The 18049-nt window shown below is 47.9% G+C and carries 14 protein-coding genes; all 14 read left to right on the top strand.

Translation table 11 applies throughout. The features are described from left to right. Window position 1 precedes the first annotated feature (1 nt). The 14 genes from hisH to ACFVQB_RS31400 all read left to right on the top strand — a co-directional run bounded on the left by hisH (window position 2) and on the right by ACFVQB_RS31400 (window position 17962). Window positions 2-622 carry an imidazole glycerol phosphate synthase subunit HisH gene (gene hisH, locus ACFVQB_RS31465; protein ID WP_379448747.1) on the top strand — a complete coding sequence of 207 codons (621 nt, stop codon included), beginning with the start codon at window positions 2-4 and terminating at the stop codon, window positions 620-622. A 345-nt stretch (window positions 623-967) separates the two neighbouring features. Continuing rightward, the gene (hisA, locus tag ACFVQB_RS31460; RefSeq protein WP_379448745.1) at window positions 968-1702 is read left to right on the top strand and encodes a 1-(5-phosphoribosyl)-5-[(5-phosphoribosylamino)methylideneamino]imidazole-4-carboxamide isomerase; all 735 of its coding nucleotides are present in this window, start codon (window positions 968-970) and stop codon (window positions 1700-1702) included. A gap of 68 nt (window positions 1703-1770) precedes the next feature. Next, window positions 1771-2532 carry an imidazole glycerol phosphate synthase subunit HisF gene (hisF, locus tag ACFVQB_RS31455; RefSeq protein WP_379448743.1) on the top strand — a complete coding sequence of 254 codons (762 nt, stop codon included), beginning with the start codon at window positions 1771-1773 and terminating at the stop codon, window positions 2530-2532. After that, a complete protein-coding gene (gene hisIE, locus ACFVQB_RS31450; protein ID WP_379448741.1) occupies window positions 2525-3253 on the top strand; it encodes a bifunctional phosphoribosyl-AMP cyclohydrolase/phosphoribosyl-ATP diphosphatase HisIE in 729 nt (242 codons plus the stop codon). Before hisF ends, hisIE begins: the two co-directional genes overlap by 8 nt. 11 nt (window positions 3254-3264) lie before the next feature. Continuing rightward, a complete protein-coding gene (gene hisJ / locus ACFVQB_RS31445; protein WP_379448739.1) occupies window positions 3265-4089 on the top strand; it encodes a histidinol-phosphatase HisJ in 825 nt (274 codons plus the stop codon). Window positions 4090-4359: 270 nt separating this feature from the next. Next, complete coding sequence (locus ACFVQB_RS31440; protein WP_090904967.1) at window positions 4360-5307, top strand: ribose-phosphate diphosphokinase; 948 nt, start codon at window positions 4360-4362, stop codon at window positions 5305-5307. Window positions 5308-5604: 297 nt separating this feature from the next. Further along, on the top strand, window positions 5605-7857 hold the full coding sequence (locus tag ACFVQB_RS31435) for a helix-turn-helix domain-containing protein (RefSeq protein ID WP_379448738.1): 2253 nt from the start codon (window positions 5605-5607) through the stop codon (window positions 7855-7857). A gap of 334 nt (window positions 7858-8191) precedes the next feature. Continuing rightward, complete coding sequence (locus ACFVQB_RS31430) at window positions 8192-9793, top strand: extracellular solute-binding protein (RefSeq protein ID WP_379448736.1); 1602 nt, start codon at window positions 8192-8194, stop codon at window positions 9791-9793. Window positions 9794-9927: 134 nt separating this feature from the next. Then, window positions 9928-10824 carry an ABC transporter permease gene (locus ACFVQB_RS31425; RefSeq protein WP_379448735.1) on the top strand — a complete coding sequence of 299 codons (897 nt, stop codon included), beginning with the start codon at window positions 9928-9930 and terminating at the stop codon, window positions 10822-10824. 62 nt (window positions 10825-10886) lie between these two features. Beyond that, window positions 10887-11759 (top strand): carbohydrate ABC transporter permease, encoded by an 873-nt coding sequence (locus ACFVQB_RS31420; RefSeq protein ID WP_379448733.1) that lies wholly within the window; start codon window positions 10887-10889, stop codon window positions 11757-11759. Window positions 11760-11960: 201 nt separating this feature from the next. Next, window positions 11961-13715, top strand: a complete 1755-nt coding sequence (locus ACFVQB_RS31415; protein ID WP_379448731.1) for a hypothetical protein — start codon at window positions 11961-11963, stop codon at window positions 13713-13715. Between the two features lie 192 nt (window positions 13716-13907). Beyond that, a complete protein-coding gene (locus ACFVQB_RS31410) occupies window positions 13908-15641 on the top strand; it encodes a tetratricopeptide repeat protein (protein ID WP_379448727.1) in 1734 nt (577 codons plus the stop codon). A gap of 169 nt (window positions 15642-15810) precedes the next feature. Further along, window positions 15811-16770, top strand: a complete 960-nt coding sequence (gene trxB / locus ACFVQB_RS31405) for a thioredoxin-disulfide reductase (protein WP_379448724.1) — start codon at window positions 15811-15813, stop codon at window positions 16768-16770. 160 nt (window positions 16771-16930) lie between these two features. Further along, entirely contained in the window at window positions 16931-17962 is a 1032-nt protein-coding gene (locus tag ACFVQB_RS31400) for an AI-2E family transporter (RefSeq protein WP_379448795.1), read from the top strand. The last annotated feature ends 87 nt before the right edge of the window (window positions 17963-18049 follow it).

Genomic DNA, 18049 nt, shown 5'->3' with positions numbered 1-18049 from the left:
GATGGCGATTGCAATTGTCGATTACGGTATGGGGAACCTGCACAGCGTCGGCAAAGCGGTCGAACGTCTTGGCTACGAAGCGCTGGTCACAGGTGACCGGGATGCGATTCTTGGTGCAGATGGTGTGATTTTGCCAGGTGTAGGTGCATTTGGCGATGCCATGGTGCACTTGCGAGAGAGTGGATTGGACGCTGTGGTGAAGGAAGCGGCAGCTGGACCAACACCGCTGCTCGGGATCTGTCTGGGCATGCAGTTGTTGTTCAGCTCAAGTGAGGAGCATGGCGAGCATGAAGGCTTGAATATTTTGCTGGGTAAAGTGGTGCGATTCGCACCGGGAGAATTAAAGGTTCCACATATGGGCTGGAATCGATTGGAGTTCCTGCACCCGGAAAATCCGCTATTCGCGGGGCTTGAGGCAAGTCATGTCTATTTTGTCCATTCATATCATGCACGTACGGAAGTAGAGAGCGATCTATTGGCTGTAACGGATTACGGACATCCGGTTACGGCGATTGTTGGCAGAGGCTCCAACTTCGGTATGCAGTTCCACCCGGAGAAGAGCGGAGAGCTGGGAATGAGGCTGCTTGGAAACTTCCTGGCATTGACTGGATCGAAGGCGTAATCCTAATTCTGGATCATACGATCTTATGAACTCATCCTTGTAAAATAATAAGTAGCTGAACTTATATAAAATCTAATCTATATAAATTGAACTAAATATTTACACGATAACGGAGAGGACAGAAGTAACCTGAAGAAGGGGAGCTAAAAGCTTTCTGTAAGAAAGCTGCATCGGAAGCATACGCTTCGCCTTTATCCCCGGATTTTCCCCTTTAAATAAGGGATTCAAAAAAATCTGGGGATAACAGCGATCGGAAGGTTGTTCTGTCATCGGAGTGGCAAGTGTAAATATTCTTTAGTTCAATTTATATAGAGCACAAATATGAATATATTCAGGAGGCCTTGTATGTCATCTTTTATCATATATCCGGCAATTGATATCCGGGACGGCAAATGTGTAAGACTGGTGCAGGGAGACTACAATCAGGAGACGGTATATAACGATGACCCGGTTCAAGTTGCTCTTGCCTGGGAGAAGCAAGGTGGTACATATGTTCATCTGGTGGATCTGGACGGTGCAAAAGCAGGTCACCCCGTGAATGATGAGCTGATTGGACGTATTGCTTCGGCCGTGAACGTGCCTGTTCAGGTAGGTGGAGGTCTTCGTACAGTGGCTGATGTAGAACGTTTGTTGGGTCTCGGTGTAAGTCGTCTTATTATCGGAACAGCTGCTATTGAAGATCGCGCTTTTACAGAAGAAGTACTGGGGCGGTATGGAGATAAAGTAGCTATTGGTATCGATGCACGCAATGGCTATGTGGCGACACGCGGATGGCTTGAGACATCGGAGGTTCAGGCTGAGGTACTGGCGAAGGAGCTGGCGGCATTCGGTGCCGAAACCTTCATCTTCACAGACATCTCCCGTGATGGCATGATGCAGGGTCCTAACGTGGAAGCGATCGTGTCTCTTGCGAAGGCAAGTGGCCGTACCGTGATTGCTTCCGGGGGAGTTAGTGTCATGGATGATCTGCTTCGTTTAAGCAAGCATGCTGAAGATGGTGTCGGAGGGGCAATCGTAGGAAAAGCGCTGTATACTGGCAGTATTGAACTGTCCGAAGCGGTACGTGCGGTAAATAAATAATAGCAGTACTATACATGTTCAATTAAACATTGGCACGATAACGATCATCAGGAGAGAGGAAGAGGAGCATGCTGGCAAAAAGAATCATTCCTTGCCTGGACGTAAAGGACGGCCGGGTTGTCAAAGGCGTTAACTTTGTCAATCTCCGCGATGCGGGTGATCCGGTGGAGCTGGCGGCGCTGTATGACCGCGAGGGTGCGGACGAACTAGTGTTTCTCGATATCTCCGCTTCGGTGGAAGGTCGCGAAACGATGGAAGAAGTGGTGCGGCAAACCGCAGGCGAGATCGCCATTCCTTTTACCGTAGGTGGAGGGATCTCCAAGGTGGAAGACATGAAACGCATTCTGCGTGCAGGAGCGGACAAAATTGCGGTGAATACGGCAGCTGTGCTTAATCCTCAGCTGATTGCAGACGGAGCACGCCGCTTTGGTTCCCAGTGTATCGTCGTTGCAATAGACGCCAAGTATAATGAGGCTTGGGGCGAATGGGAAGTGTATACGCATGGTGGACGTAAACCTTCAGGAATTAAGGCGCTGGACTGGGTTAAACAGGCGGAGACCTTAGGTGCTGGAGAAATTCTGCTGACAAGCATGGACGCGGATGGAACGAAGGATGGATTCGATCTGAAGCTGACTGCAGCGGTATCCGAATCGGTAAGTATTCCGGTGATTGCTTCGGGTGGTGCGGGCAAGGAATCCCATTTCTATGATGTGTTCACGACAGGCAAAGCGGACGCAGGTCTAGCGGCAACGATATTCCATTACAAAGAAATCGCCGTTCCGGCGTTAAAACAACATTTGAGAGAACAAGGGGTGGAGATCCGTGACTAACGTAAGCAATGAGATCAAGGAGCAGTTATCCTTGGAGCAGGTTGTAGAACACATTCGCTGGAGCGATGGTTTGGTACCTGCCATTGTGCAGGATGCAGAGACGCGTCAAGTTCTGATGATGGCTTATATGAATCGGGAATCCCTGAAATTGTCGCTGGAATCCGGTGAAACGTGGTTTTGGTCACGCTCGCGTCAAGAGCTGTGGCACAAGGGCGCAACTTCAGGCAACGTACAGACGATTACTTCATTGAAATACGATTGTGATGGTGATACCTTGCTGGTTGAGGTGAAGCCGAACGGACCTGCTTGCCACACCGGAGCAGTGACGTGTTTCCATAATGAAGTCGTGGGCTTGCCAGAGCAATCCGCAGACCAGGCTTCAGGTGATTCTAGTGCAACTACTGCAAGTGCCAGCTCCGAAAGCCGTTTTGAGGTACTGGCTGAACTGGAATCGGTCATTGCAGAGCGTGAACGCGAGCGTCCGGAAGGTGCATATACGACATACCTGTTTGATAAGGGTGTTGATAAAATACTGAAAAAAATCGGTGAAGAGGCGTCCGAGACGATCATCGCTGCCAAAAATAAAGATAATGACGAGCTTCGTCTTGAGGTCAGTGACCTGATGTACCACTTGCTCGTTCTGTTGCAAGAGCGCAAGCTGCCGCTGGATGACATCATGTCAGAGCTGAGCCGTCGCCACGAGCGGCCTCGCCGCGATTAGGAGGCGAACCTGTGCGTATAGACTATCATACACACCATGAGCGGTGTGGTCATGCTGTTGGCAAGCTGGAAGCTTATGTACAGCGTGGCGTGGAGATTGGCCTGTCGCAGATTGGGTTGTCGGATCACATGCCTTTGCTGCATGTAGACCCCGCTCAATATTATCCCGAGATGGCAATGCCCATGGACGAGCTACCGCGTTATGTGGAAGAGTGTTTTTCTCTGAAAGAGCGGTACCGTGGTCAGATCGATGTACGTGTCGGCCTTGAAGGTGACTATATTGAAGGCTGGGAGACAGAAATTCGGGCCATTATTGAGCGGTACCCATGGGACTATGTGATTGGATCGATTCACTTTCTCGGGGAATGGGACATTACGGATTTTCGCCAGACCCATCATTGGGAAGGCAAAGACGTACTGGAAGTCTATCGTCAGTACTATGATGCCGTGAGCAAAGCGGCAGCGACGGGAATGTACGATATTATGGGCCATACGGATGTGATCAAACGCTTCGGCTTCACTCCGGCACCAGAGCAGACTGAAGAGCGTATAGCTCTGGAGAATGCAGCGCTGCAAGCTATCGCGAAAAGCGGCTGTGCCATGGAGCTCAATGCATCAGGATTGTCGAAGCCATGCGCAGAGATGTTCCCTGGTCGCCGGATGTTAACAGAGGCCATCCAATTGGGGATTCCGCTGACGCTTGGCTCCGATGCACATGATCCGCTGAAGCTGGGGGATTATCTGCCTGAGGCCGAGACGCTCCTGCGTGAGCTGGGCTGTACGGAGGTAGCCGTTTTTGAAGGCCGCCGGCGCTCGTTCCTTTCTTTAAATGTATAAGGCAGTGGAGTATAATGAGGGTAGGAAATAACCTTTTTAGAGGTAGTTCAAAAAAGTCCGCTTTTGATTACGAAGGATGCCTAATGGCATCATCAGCATCGAAGCTGGAATTCAGCCGAAATGTTCGTTGCTCACGTAGTTTTGCCTACGTTCCGCTACTCCATTTCTAGCTTTATCCCATCTTCTCGGTACTGAAAACCGGTCTTTTTGAACATTCACTTTTAGACTGATAAAGGATTATATTGGGACTTCAACCCTCGGGAGGGCATTATGCAGCATTCGTTACGTATTTTTTCCGGTTCATCGAACCCTAAGCTGGCAGAACAGGTATGCGACAAGCTGGGTGTACAACTAGGCAAGATCAAACTGTCCCGGTTCAAGAGCGGAGAAATATACGTTCACTACGAAGAGACGATCCGCAACTGTGATGTGTTTCTGGTACAATCATTATCTCATCCAATCAATGAGTTGTTTGTTGAACTGCTCGTCATGATTGATGCAGCCAAAAGGGCTTCTGCCCGTACGGTAAATATTATTGTTCCCTACTACGGATATGCCCGTCAGGAACGCAAGTCTGCTCCGCGTGAGCCGATCTCGGCCAAGATGGTTGCGGATGTGTTAACTACAGCCGGAGCGAACCGGGTAGTAACCATTGATCTGCATGCAGCAGCAATTCAGGGATTCTTCAATATTCCAGTGGACCATATGACATCATTGGACCTTATTAGTGATTATTTGCTGAGTAAAGGGATTGAGAATCCGGTGGTTGTCTCCCCTGATGCGGGACGAGCATCGATGGCGGAGAAACTGGCGAATCGTCTGGATTCCCCTTTTGCCATTATGATCAAGAAGCGGCCAAGCCACAACGAATCGATCATTACGCACGTCATTGGGGATGTTGAGGGTCGAACTCCGATTATTATTGAGGATCTGATCGATACCGGAACGACAATACTTAATGTTGTTGAAGGGTTGAAGGAGCGAGGCTCCAAAAACGTATATGTATGCGCAACACATGGTCTGTTCTCGGATGGAGCGCTAAGTAAGCTCAATCACCCGTCTATAGCCGAGGTGGTGGTCACAGACTCCATCGCACTGCCTGACGATCATCCCGAATGCTTTAAAGTGTTGCCCGTAGCTCCAATGCTTGCTCGTGCTATTCGCATTATTGTGGATGGTGGGTCTATGGCGACGTTGTTTAAAGATTCCGGGATTTAACCAAGTAACACAAACTATGCACATCCAGATAGATCTACTGTTCCGTGTTTGAGTAGTTTGCTGCTCAACACGGTTTTTGTTTTTCTATGCATGGATGGATCGGTAGCGGGTAGTCGAGTGAGAAGGAAGAGGCAGACGATTCCTTGCTTTGCTGGTCGGTGGCTTGTGCTATAATAACATCAAATTGTATATGATAACGTGTTGTTGTGGGTATTATCCCAGAGATGTAACTGATGTGATGAACAGTATAACCACGGCTATTATACAACGGTGTCGTGGAGTGAGGAGTGGGGTCTATTGTCCCGGACTTGGTATTATCGTTTACTGTTTTCTTATTTTCCTATTTTCTTTCTTACCATGACCGTACTCATTTTTATCGCTTTTGTTTTCATTAATGACATCTCCAGGGAAGAAACAAGGAAAGCAGACCGCATTTCCTCCAGTTATTTGGTGGACAGTCTGGACCGGACGATTCGGGATATTGAGCTGTCGATGATGGAGGCAGTACAGAGTGAACAGGCCTACAAGTATTATTTCAATAGCCAGAATCATGTAGGCAAAGAGACCGTGTATAGCATTGCACAGAGTTTACGTGAGCTGACTAGTTCCAACCCCTGGATTCAATCGATTTATTTGTATGATAAGAAAAATGAAAGCGTTTTAACGTCAAGTGGCTCCAAGGATGTAGACAGCTTTTCAGACAAGGCGTGGATCGACCGGATCGAGTCCGGTTCTCTTTCTTCAGGCTGGCAACCCGTCAGGGAGTACGATGCAGGGGTTAATCAGCGTACGCCTATTCGGGTGTTGACGGTGAATAAGGACATGCCTTTGCCTTTTGGCTCGGACGGAGCGCTTGTAATAAATATCAAAATGAGCAGTGTCGAGCAAAGTATTGATAGTATGGTCAATGGACAGCTTTCCTTCATGACTATTCTTGACCGTGACGGTCAGGTTGTATACGATGCGCATTCAGATCGTGAAGGTGCCGCAGAAGGACAAGAGCTGAACACCCTTTCGCTGGAAAGATTGGGTTGGACAATCTCCAGTGGGATTAAGGAGGGGAACCTATATGGTTGGGTATCGGTGGTTTCGTATGTGTGGGTGGTTATTGCAATTGTTACCGTCATCTGTGCCATTGTCTATATTATCTATATCACTCGCCGCAACTATAAACCCATCCAGATTATCATGAATCGGATTGAGGCCCATCAGATTCGGGTGCTGGAACAATCGGGTTCTCGGACCGATGAGATGAAATTGATTGATGGCGTGTTGGAAAACCTGATCAACCATATGATGGATTCGGACAAAAGGAGCAGGGAAAACGTGCTGCTGCAACGCAGCAAACTTTTTAACGATCTGCTGAATGGAGAGAATCTGGATCATGCGGTAGAGCGGTTAAAGGATCTTTCCCCGTTAACTGGTGTAGATACTTCGTCATGCTTCGCCGTTGTGGTTGGTGAAATCAACCGATATGAGAAGGGATTCCAGGAACGATTTACGAGAGGTGAGCAGAATACACTCAAATTTGCATTAATGAATGTTCTGCAAGAGCTTTCGCGCAATGCGGGCATGCAATGCTGGACGGAATGGGTCAGCTCGGATCAGATTGCGATCCTTTTCCTGTCTACAGACGGCAGCCCGGATATGACTGAGCAGATTCGCATAGTTGCGGAGGAGTGCCGCTCTTGGGTTGAGCAGAATCTCCGTATATCATTGAGTTTCGGTATCGGACCGATCGCAGAGGGCATCAAGGCCATTCGTGAATCATACGTGGCGGCTGAGACTGTAATGCACCGCAGATTGCTGAGGGACGGTGATGTCGCTCTGGCCGGGTATGGAGAACCCCAGCAGCAGCTGCTTGATACCTATACTTATTTGCAGATGATTGCTGATTTTGTTAAACGGTTTCGGATGTCGAGCAGCCAGTGGCGTGATCAACTGGAGGAGATCTTCACGGCTTTTGAACGTGATAAGCTGCCGGATGATGAGATTCACTCCTTGATTCAGGCGATGCTACAGATGCTCAGCCGGGAAGTAGCGGTCATGTCCGAACAGCTACAGGAGGAATTATCGGAGGAAAACATAAACAAGTGGTTGATGCTGATGAAAGAAGCAGAGACACTTGAAGGTGTCAAAGACATTCTTTTTGATGGCCTAACGGATCTGTTCAGAACTTATGTGTCGGTAACTGAAACCAAGAGCTACAAAGCGATGGTCAATGAAATGAAAAACTATATCGAAGAACAGTTTGCCAATCCTGATCTTTCGCTGAAACATCTGAGCGATCGATTCCAGATTACCGGCAAACATGCGAGTTATTTGTTCAAGACAGAGTTCAATATGAAGTTTGTGGACTTCCTTACAGAATTGCGGATGAAGGAAACGGAGCGTCTTCTGCGGAAGACGGATCTTTCCCTGCAGGACATTGCCCTGAAGGTGGGGTATGCCAATGGAATTACCTTGGGACGTGTATTTAAACGGGTTGCGGGTATTACACCGGGAGACTATCGCCGTATGAAACGTGAACATCACGATCCCGAGTCGTAAATCGAAGGCTCATGCTGCGCATTAAATCGTGCTAAGCACAGGGTGGAATTCATGCAGGTTTCTCTCAGGAGAAGCCATGCAGGAGTCCGCCTTTTTTGCTGCTGGTATAAACCTCTATTCCGCTCTGGAATTCTGCGCTTATACAAGAAACCCCTGATTTACGCCTGTTTTTGGCCCCTTTACGAATATAGTCAGTCTGCGAAAATCGTCGCTCGGGATAAACCATTATCCTTATGTAAGCGTTTCCGAAACGGGTTTATTGCCAGAGCACGAAAAGATGTGGAATACTCTGGGCAAGCTTTAAACATTCACGCAATGCTAAGGAGATGACAAAATGACAGGAAAAGCAACCAAAGGGAGTCTAAAGAAATGGATGGGATTGGCGCTTACTATGGTAATGGGAGTTTCCTTGCTAGCCGGCTGTTCATCTGCATCGAATCAGGAATCAGAAGGCAGTGCATCAGGCAATGGCGAGCGTGTCACTTTGAAAGTGGAGGTGTTTGACCGTGGAAACAGCCCTTCTCCTTACACCATTACGAATAACTACTTATCCAAACTGATACAGGAACGGTTCGGCGACCCGAATAACATTGATATACAATTTGTACCGATTCAGCGCTCAGAGGAAGTAACAAAGCTGAATGTCCTGATGGCGAGTAATACGGATGTCCCGGATATTGTATTTGTATATGACTCAAGTGTGTTTTATCGTTACGCCGAGCAAGGCGGTCTGACTGATGTGGGAGAGTTGATTGATCAATATGGACCTAACCTGAAAAAATTCCTTGGCGAGGACACCCTTAAGTTTGGTCAATTAGAGGGCCAACAGTTCGCAGTTCCTGGCAAACGTGCAATTACAGGCAGATATAGCTCTTATATTCGTCAGGATTGGCTGGATAAACTGGGATTGCCAGCACCGAAGACGACGGATGAATTGTATACCACTTTGAAAGCATTTAAAGAGAAGGACCCTGGTGGACTTGGCAGCAAAAACATTCCCATGGGAATGGCACTGGCGCCAGCTCAGTTCGAGACTCTGATCTACTCATTCATTAAGCCGATCAGTGGGGATCTGACTTACGCCCAACGTTATGAATTGCCTCTTCATGAAGGCTTCAAGGATGCCATGAAGTTCATGAACAAGCTGTACAATGAAGGCTTGATCAGCAAGGACTTCAGTTTGGATGAAGATAAGGCCCAACTGGGGAAGGATGTACAGAACGGTAACATTGGCTATTGGTCTGAGGATGTCGACGCCATCTTCTATGCAGATGGCACACTGGATAATTTGCTTAAAAATACGCAGGGCAGTAAAGTGCTTCCGGTCGATGCATACACCAACGCAAACGTAGACAACAAACATATCAAATCCCGTTACGGCTCAAACGGCATGTACATCATGATTCCGAAGAGCAGCAAACGTTCGGTGGAAGCCATCAAATATTTGGATTGGATGGCATCAGACAATAACCTGATTGATATTTACAGCGGCGTGGAAGGAGAGAACTATGATCTGGTAGACGGCATTCCGGTCGTCAAAGAGGACGCATCACAGGAAGCGAAGGATCGTCTGTTCAACGCAGGGGATACGGCTATTATCTCAAATGGTAAAAATATCGGTGATCAGGCTACCAACGAAAAAGCGTGGATCATGGGCTTCCCGCAAAATAATCAGGAAATGCTCAAACAGTCCATTGATATTGCCAACACCGACACGGTAGGACCCATCATTTTTGATAAACCGATTCAGGCAGAGATGAAGTACAGTACGGCGCTCAAAGATAAGCTTAATGTCATTATCGTAAAAACAGCAATGGCGAAACCGGAAGAGTTCGACGCAGTGTATGAACGGGAAATGAGTGATTTCATGTCCCTGGGCGGCACAGAACTGAAGAAGGAATTGGATCAAGCGGTTCAGGAGCTTGCTGCGAAATAGTAGTTAGAGATATGTACAAACGTAATACGCTTCAAAGAGCACGAGCTTGATATTGCATCATTTATGAAGGGACTTGTGCCGCCAGCTGAGGCTAAGGCGGCACGGCGTTTCTTCATTGTTAGGAGGAGAACGACTTGACCGCATACTTGAAGAGGTATTGGCAATTATACGCGTTGATTTCACTGCCCCTCATCTATTTTGTAGTGTTTCGCTACGGGCCGATGTATGGCGTTCAGATCGCATTTAAGGATTTTAATCTGTTTCAAGGTATTAACGGCAGTGAGTGGATCGGTTTTGATGCCTTTCGCGAGGTATTCGGGATGCGAGATTTCTATACGACTTTGCGCAACACCTTTATGCTGAATTTTCTTGATCTGATCGTTTCGTTTCCTGCTCCCATTATATTAGCCATCATGCTCTATGAAATCCGGTTTAAATGGTTTAAAAAAATATCGCAGACGATTCTGTATATCCCTCACTTCATTTCGTGGGTCATTATAGGGGGAATTGTGTACCAGTTATTCGGTAACCAGTCCGGTATGGTAAACGGTGTACTTGAAAGTATGGGTTTAAACCCGATTCCATTTTTGACGGAGAAAAATCCATGGCTTGTGACCTACCTGTTCACAGGTGTCTGGCAAAGTGCAGGCTGGGGAACCATTCTGTATCTGGCTGCGCTGACGGGTGTTAACAAGGAATTGTTCGAAGCGGCAGAGATTGATGGAGCGACGAGGCTGAAGAAAATCTGGCATATTACTCTGCCAAGCATCAAGCCAACCATCGTAACCTTGCTCATTCTTAATTTGGGACACATGGTCAGCATCGGCTTTGATCGTCCTTATATTATCGGGAACACAGCAGTACGTGAATATTCCGATGTGCTCAGTACCTTTGTATACCGGGTCGGGCTTGAATCGGGACAATATACGCTGGCAACCGTCGTTGGACTGTTCCAGGCAGTCGTTGGACTTATATTTGTACTCGGCTCGAACTATATATCGAAAAAGACGACAGGCGAAGGAATTCTTTAAAAGAATAGAAGGTACGCTAAGCTGCTTTATATGTATACCATCAGTAAAGGAGTTGTGCGCATATGAGTGAACGCACCTCAAACCGGATTTTTGATACCGTTATCATTCTGTTTATTAGCTTGTTCGTCGTGTTCTGTCTCGCTCCGTTTCTGCACACGATTGCCATATCATTAAGCTCCAATCGTGCCATTACATCGGGTGAAGTGACCATTTTCCCCAAAGAGTTTAATTGGGATGCATATGTCAAAGTGTTTTCGGATCATTCGATGCTGTATTCCCTGGGATATACAACCCTCTTGACGGTCGTGACCACGGTGTTGTGCATGGTGTTCACAATCGCAGCTGCATACCCGTTGACCAAGAAAAAAATGAAGGGACGCAAGCTCTTCATGTACGTGATCATCATCACGATGTTCTTTAGTGGGGGGATCATTCCCGAGTACTTGCTCATTCGCGACCTGCACTTGCTTAATTCGCCGTGGGCGCTAATTCTGCCAGGTCTGGTCAGTCCATTTAACCTGATTATCCTGATCTCTTTTTTCAATGGTATACCGGAAAGTCTGGAGGAGTCCGCTGAAATTGACGGCAGTTCACATCTGCACACACTGTTGAAAATCATATTACCGCTGTCGATGCCAGTCATGGCAACTTTAGCGTTGTTCTATGCTGTTGGACGCTGGAATGGCTTCCAGGATTCCCTGATGTACATTAATGATCCTAAGCTGTATCCGCTTCAGCTCAAATTGTTCCAAATGGTGCAAAACAACATGGTGAGTGAGCTCACACAGATGGAAGGTGCCAACCGCGCTCCATTAACCCCGGAAAGTCTCAAGGCTGCCACCGTTATTTTTGCGACCGTACCGATTCTGCTCGTCTATCCATGGCTGCAAAAATATTTTGTTAGCGGTGCCATGCTTGGAGCGGTCAAGGGTTGATACAACATGTTAAATCAGGCACAGGATTTTTGTATAGCGTCTATGAAAATGGATTAGAGAATTCTGGCGCAACCTGTTATATACTGTCGGGAAGATAAACTCCCGTGTACGAAGGCATCTGCCCGCATCCGATTAGTTCCGGAAGGACAGCATCAGATATCTCGCACATTGGCAAATGCATTCGTTTGGAGGGGATAATACATGTACAGACAACTGGTGGAAAGCAATGACAGAGCAGTGCAAAAAGGGATACCTCGGCAAGTGCTTGATCCGGAGAGCCGCTATTTTGGAGGGACGATCGATCCCTCTACAGGGATCGCTTGGGTCAACCATACGACCGGAACACCTACGGATATGTGTTATTGGGGAGCGGCGCTCGTCAATCCGGATTCAATCTATTATCGGGATAATGAACTGCTAAATCGTCTGTTGTTGGCATCGGAATATGTACTCCGCAATCAGCATGAGGACGGCTCCATCTCCCCTGGCTGGACCAATTCCCATTCTCCGCCGGACACAGCATTTGTAATCGTGGGATATGCCCAACTGTATCAGCTGATTTCGCAGCAGGATTGGAAACCTCTGAAACCTGTATTGCATAACATCCGACTGTTTTTGGAGCGTACGATACCGGTCATGTTAACTGGAGGCTGTCATACGCCGAATCATCGCTGGGTGCTATGCGCGGCGCTCGGTTTCCTGCATCAATTGTTTGACCTGGAGGAAGCCGTGCAGCGTGCAGAGCAGTGGCTGGCTGAAGGTATGGATATTACGCCTGATGGGGAGTGGACGGAACGAAGCAACGGAATTTACAGTGCGGTTAGCGACATCATGTTGATTCATGCGGCACGTCTGTTGAACCGTCCCGAATTGCTGGACCCGGTGAGACTCAATCTTCGCATGATGGTGTATCTTGTACATCCAACAGGTGAGGTTGTTACGGATTACTCAGGTCGCCAGGATCTGGGAAGTGTGCATGATCTATCACCGTATTACTTGCCGTATGCCATGTTGGCTCGGTTGGACGGTGATCCGATCTTTGCCGGCATGGCCGATTGGGCGGGAGAAATGTTAACAGATCCCGGCGTCTGCTCGGTCAATGCGCTCGTCCGGCTGCTGCTGGAGCCTGAGCTTCAGCAGCAGGCAGGTAAAGCACGCGATCAGCTGCCTGAGATTTACGAGATTATACTGAACGAGCGATTTGTGCGGGAGGACTATTTACAGCGAGTCGAATCGGCAGGTCATCATGGACGCATCTCGCACAGCCGGATGCATACGGACTTCGGCGCACCTGTAGCACGTATTCGGTCTGGTAATACAAGCGCGACTGTAATGACGGAGGTGCCTTCATTTTTTGCCCTTCGTCATGGTAAGGTACGTCTGCTGGCCGTTCAGTTGGCCTCCTACTTTAATCCAGGGTATGTGCCGATGCAGCACATGTCTCGATTGCCGGCAGGTTACCGTCTAACGGGCGAACAGAAGAAGGGCTATTATGGTCCGATCCCTGATAGCCAACTGCCTGAGACGGCGAGAACAGCTATCAGCCCGTGGTATTTGTTGCCCCATCAGAGTCGAGCGCTCACCCATGAGCAGACGTTCTTTGTACAGACGGAAGTATTACAAACCGAAAATGGCTGGACACTGAAACTGGCGGGAGAGCAGCCGGAGCAGATCATGGTGCAGCTGTCTTTTGTGTTCGGAAGCGAGGGCGAGCTTGCCCATGGGGAATTGCTTGAGACGGATGAAGGCCATTATCTGTGGAAGAGTGGCACATTGCGTTATTCCTGTGGAGATGACTGGATTGAGCTGACCGGAGGCGAGGTGGGGCATTTGGCGGCAACCGTGCGTGAGGCGAAGCTGCCTGATAAGTGTAAGGTTGTGCTGGTTAACTTTATGACCCCTTTCCACAAGACGGTTCATATCTCTCTTTCGCCATCCATGGCGTTGAAGCTGTAATTCTGATGAATCTCTTTATAAGGAAGAGTCCATGAAGCAAAAAGATGACATTTCATTCGAAAGGGATGAAGGGTGTCATCTTTTTTGCGCATTTTTGGCATAAACGACATGAAACTACATATTGAGAAGTGGGCCTTAAGATGTGGTATACTGGAGAGTATGAATGAAAGCAAAGAGGAGGTGCCTTGGAAGATGAAGGGCAAGCTACTGCGGGCTGAGGGACACCTTGCCAATGTTATACCGATTCACTTGGATGCTTCTTTCTTTTTTGAGAGAGCTGTCCGCTCGCTGGACCGTAATCACGTCGACAAGGCATTAAAATATTTTCGTAAAGCTGTTGAATATGAACCGGAAAATCCGGTGAATCATTGTAATATGGCGGGTATATTATCAGAGAAGGGGGATTACGAGGCTTCCAATGCCGTTCTTGCGCATGTGCTCGACGTGGTAGATCCGTCCATGACGGAATGTTATTTCTACATGGCGAACAATTATGCGAATATGGATCGGTTTGAAGAAGCTGAGCAAGCGCTTGTTACGTATTTGGAGGAGGATACCCAGGGTCAGTTTATGACAGAAGCCGAAGAGATGATGGAGCTTCTGTACTACGAGCTGGATCGACCAGCCAAACTGAACCGGATCAAATCACGTAAAGGTGTTGTTGAGCACGATCAGGCGCGGGAATTGTTGGAACAAGGGAAGTTTGCACAGGCGGCTGAGCTGCTGGAAGGCATGTCACCCGATTTTCCTGATTATTTGGCTGCTCGCAACAACTTGGCGCTTGCCTATTATTATATGGGGCTGTTTCCCAAAGCAAAAGAGACGATTGCCGAGGTACTGGAGCAGGAGCCTGGTAATTTGCATGCACTGTGTAATCTGGCGATCTTTCACCAGAACGAGAATCGAGCTGAGCAAGTGCTGCTTCTGATCAAAAAATTGCGTGTCATTGTGCCTTTCCAGCACGAACAGGTCTACAAACTGGCTACCACGATGGGTATCCTGGGTCAACATGATACGGCTTATGTACATTTCCGTCGCCTGTTGAAGGATGAAGAGACCGCTGCGGACCCGGCTCTCGCACATTATGCAGCAGTCGCGGCTTATAATACAGAACGTTACGATTCCGCTGAACGTCTGTGGCGTCATGTGGGCAAGCTGGACCCGGGTTCGGAAGTATCCCGGTACTATTTGTCAGGACTTGAGGCTGTGAGACAGGGAGAAAAAGATCCGGAAAAACTAAGTTATCACTATCATCTGCCATTTGACGAGCAATTCAGACAATGGGAGAACTATGGCAACGGCATACCTGAAGAGATGAAAAATGATCCCTTGATCCGTTCCTCTTTCTTCTGGGCGCTGAGGCATGGGGATCGAGCAACCAAGCTTCAGGTCATTCATGCTCTTGGCATGATTGGTGATTATGAGGTGCAGCAGGCACTGCAATCCTTTATCCAGGAACCTGGTGAAGATCAGGAACTGGTGGAAGCCGCTCGTTCCGTATTAAACGGTCTTGATTCAGAAGGAGCTAAGCAGGATGATTCTCCTGTTCTGCGACCGTTAACTGCGTTGAGCAAACGTACCATTCCGAAAAAGGAGTCGATGACGGAACAAGCGGAAACGAAACCTTCATCGCATTGGCAGGCGGTCGTGGATCGTGCATTACAGATGTCTGAAGCCAAAGCCGAATTGCAGCAAGAAATGGAGCGGCTGTGGACCGATTATGTATCTCGCGTACACCCGGAGGTGCCTGGCACGAAGCAAATTGAAGGTCTGGCTGCGGGATTGGAATATTTGGCGGCCAAAATCCATAGTCGTCCGGTGACCTACCAAAGCATTGCCGACCGGTATGGCATATCAGCTGCCACAGTCAGCAAATATGCACGGCAAATCAACAAAGTGTGCAATTCCAACCCACCGGTCCAGTAAATGTTCCTTGAAAATTCTCGCTTTGGGATAGACTTCATTGCGTGAAGGATACATAGGCCTGGAAAACGGGTAAACTTAACGAATAGGTCTCGACATGCCTGTAGGATATCATCATAGCAAGTTAATCGCCACTCAACACTTTCAACCTTATTAAGGAGGCTGTATCTATATGTCTAAATACAGAACGATTGTGATCGGAACCGGACCTGCGGGTCTGACAGCAGCGATATATCTGGCTCGTGCTAATCTAAACCCACTGGTTATCGAAGGTCTTCAGCCGGGTGGTCAATTGACGACGACAACGGAAGTTGAGAATTTCCCTGGTTTTCCGCAAGGCATTATGGGTCCGGAACTGATGGACAATATGCGCAAGCAAGCGGAGCGTTTTGGAGCTGAGTTCAAAAATGGTTGGGTGGAAGAAGTGGATTTCAGCAAACCGCCCTTCAAGGTTAAAGTTGGAGGCATCGGTGAACTAGAAGCCGAATCGATCATTATCTCTACCGGCGCTTCGGCCCGTTATCTAGGTATTCCGGGAGAGCAGGAGAATGTGGGACGTGGGGTAAGTACATGTGCCACATGTGACGGATTCTTTTTCCGAGGTAAAAAGATTGTCGTTGTTGGCGGTGGAGACTCCGCTATGGAGGAAGCCAGCTTCCTGACCCGTTTCGCAACGGACGTTACCTTGGTTCACCGCCGGGACGAATTACGTGCATCGAAAATTATGCAGGATCGGGCTCGCAGCAACGAGAAGGTGAAATGGGCTTTGAACCGCACACCGCTCGAAGTTGTGCCTGAGGCTCTGGGCGTTAAGGGGCTTAAGGTTCGCAATAACGAGACCGGACAGGAAGAGTTGCTTGAAGCGGATGGCGTATTCATTGCAATTGGACACACACCGAATACGGGTTTCCTGGGCAACCAGATTACTTTGGATGAACACGGCTACGTTGTCGTTACACCGGGTACAACCGAAACCAACATTCCGGGTGTATTCGCCTGCGGTGATGTTCAGGATACGAAGTATCGTCAGGCCATTACAGCAGCAGGTTCAGGATGTATGGCAGCAATGGACTGCGAGAAATTCCTTGAAGGCAGCATTGTACATGACTGGAGCGAAACACTGGATAAGTAAGCATGAAAAGGGTATGGTTTGGCATAATTTAAGTAGAAGAGACAACGGGAAGTCTCATGATGTGAGAAGCCGGAAGGCTTCTCTTTTTTTGAAACCAAAGTGGGCATGAGATCGTATACATAATGGGCATATTAGCTGTGAGGTGAAGACTTTGGGGGAAATGATAAAAGATTGGTTACAGAATGCAACAGTGCGGCGATTTTTAATTCTGCTGTTGTTTTGTTTGGTGCTTTTCAGCATGGGGAGTATGCTGCACATGATTTTGCTGTTATTCCTGGTGACGTATGTCATGAACAGGTTGCAGCATTTTATCACGGGGAAGTTGAATCGGTTGTTTCCGGTTAACTATAAAGTCGTAGTCATACTGCTCTATCTTATCGTTATTGCGGCCATTGTTCTGGGTATCTCCAGGTATTCACCACGAATCGTGGATCAGGTCGTTCAGTTAACGAATGAGATAATGAAGTTTCTCGATACCGCGGACGGGGATAATTTTGCTTCCAAAATTGCAGGTTATCTTCAATCATTCGATATCAAAAACTATACGAATGACGCATTGAAGTATATTTTTGCGTTAAGCAAATGGTTGGAGTTCATACTGCTGGTCATCATCCTGAGTCTGTTCTTCTTGTTGCAGAAGCGGGAGATTTCCAAGTTTACCTCCAAGTTCAAAACAAGCAAAATCGGCTGGTTCTATAATGAAGTGGCTTATCTCGGAGATAAATTTGTATCTTCTTTTGGTAAAGTGATCGAGGCACAATTGTTGATTGCGGTCTTTAATACAGCTTTGACGATTCTGGGATTATGGATACTCGGTTTCCCGTACTTGTTCGCCTTGACCATTCTGGTGTTCATGCTGAGTCTGGTACCCGTTGCGGGGGTTATCATCTCACTAGTCCCGCTGTGTCTGATCGGCTATCAACTGGGTGGGTTGCAGCTCAGTGTGATCGTGGTCATTATGATCATCATCATTCATGCGCTGGAGACATACTTCCTGAATCCGAAGCTGATGGCGCACAAAACCAAATTGCCGATGTTCTACACGTTTATCGTACTGATTCTATCTCAACATTTCCTGGGGATCTGGGGACTTATCATCGGTATTCCGATCTTTGTCTTCCTGCTCGATATTCTGGATGTCAACAAGATGGAAAAAACGGAAGAGCCCGTACGTGTGGAAACGAAGCTGTGACCAGTAGCTGAATAGCTGCTGAAGGTATCAGGTTTAGGTAATGTCCATAACAGTAGAGAAACGCCTCCCGTTCCGGGAAGGCGTTTT

Origin of the sequence: Paenibacillus sp. NPDC057886 (assembly GCF_042796655.1) — a bacterium.
In the GTDB taxonomy this organism is placed as follows: domain Bacteria; phylum Bacillota; class Bacilli; order Paenibacillales; family Paenibacillaceae; genus Paenibacillus.
The sequence above is the reverse complement of the archived record's forward strand: the minus strand, read 5'-3'. Positions and strand labels throughout refer to the sequence as shown.

Bases quoted from the DNA above. Each gene is read 5' to 3' on its own strand.
- ACFVQB_RS31400 (WP_379448795.1), top strand. From the start codon at position 16,931: ATGATAAAAGATTGGTTACAGAATGCAACAGTGCGGCGATTTTTAATT.
- ACFVQB_RS31415 (WP_379448731.1), top strand. From the start codon at position 11,961: ATGTACAGACAACTGGTGGAAAGCAATGACAGAGCAGTGCAAAAAGGG.
- hisA (WP_379448745.1), top strand. From the start codon at position 968: ATGTCATCTTTTATCATATATCCGGCAATTGATATCCGGGACGGCAAA.
- trxB (WP_379448724.1), top strand. From the start codon at position 15,811: ATGTCTAAATACAGAACGATTGTGATCGGAACCGGACCTGCGGGTCTG.
- hisF (WP_379448743.1), top strand. From the start codon at position 1,771: ATGCTGGCAAAAAGAATCATTCCTTGCCTGGACGTAAAGGACGGCCGG.
- ACFVQB_RS31410 (WP_379448727.1), top strand. From the start codon at position 13,908: ATGAAGGGCAAGCTACTGCGGGCTGAGGGACACCTTGCCAATGTTATA.
- ACFVQB_RS31420 (WP_379448733.1), top strand. From the start codon at position 10,887: ATGAGTGAACGCACCTCAAACCGGATTTTTGATACCGTTATCATTCTG.
- ACFVQB_RS31430 (WP_379448736.1), top strand. From the start codon at position 8,192: ATGACAGGAAAAGCAACCAAAGGGAGTCTAAAGAAATGGATGGGATTG.
- ACFVQB_RS31440 (WP_090904967.1), top strand. From the start codon at position 4,360: ATGCAGCATTCGTTACGTATTTTTTCCGGTTCATCGAACCCTAAGCTG.
- hisH (WP_379448747.1), top strand. From the start codon at position 2: ATGGCGATTGCAATTGTCGATTACGGTATGGGGAACCTGCACAGCGTC.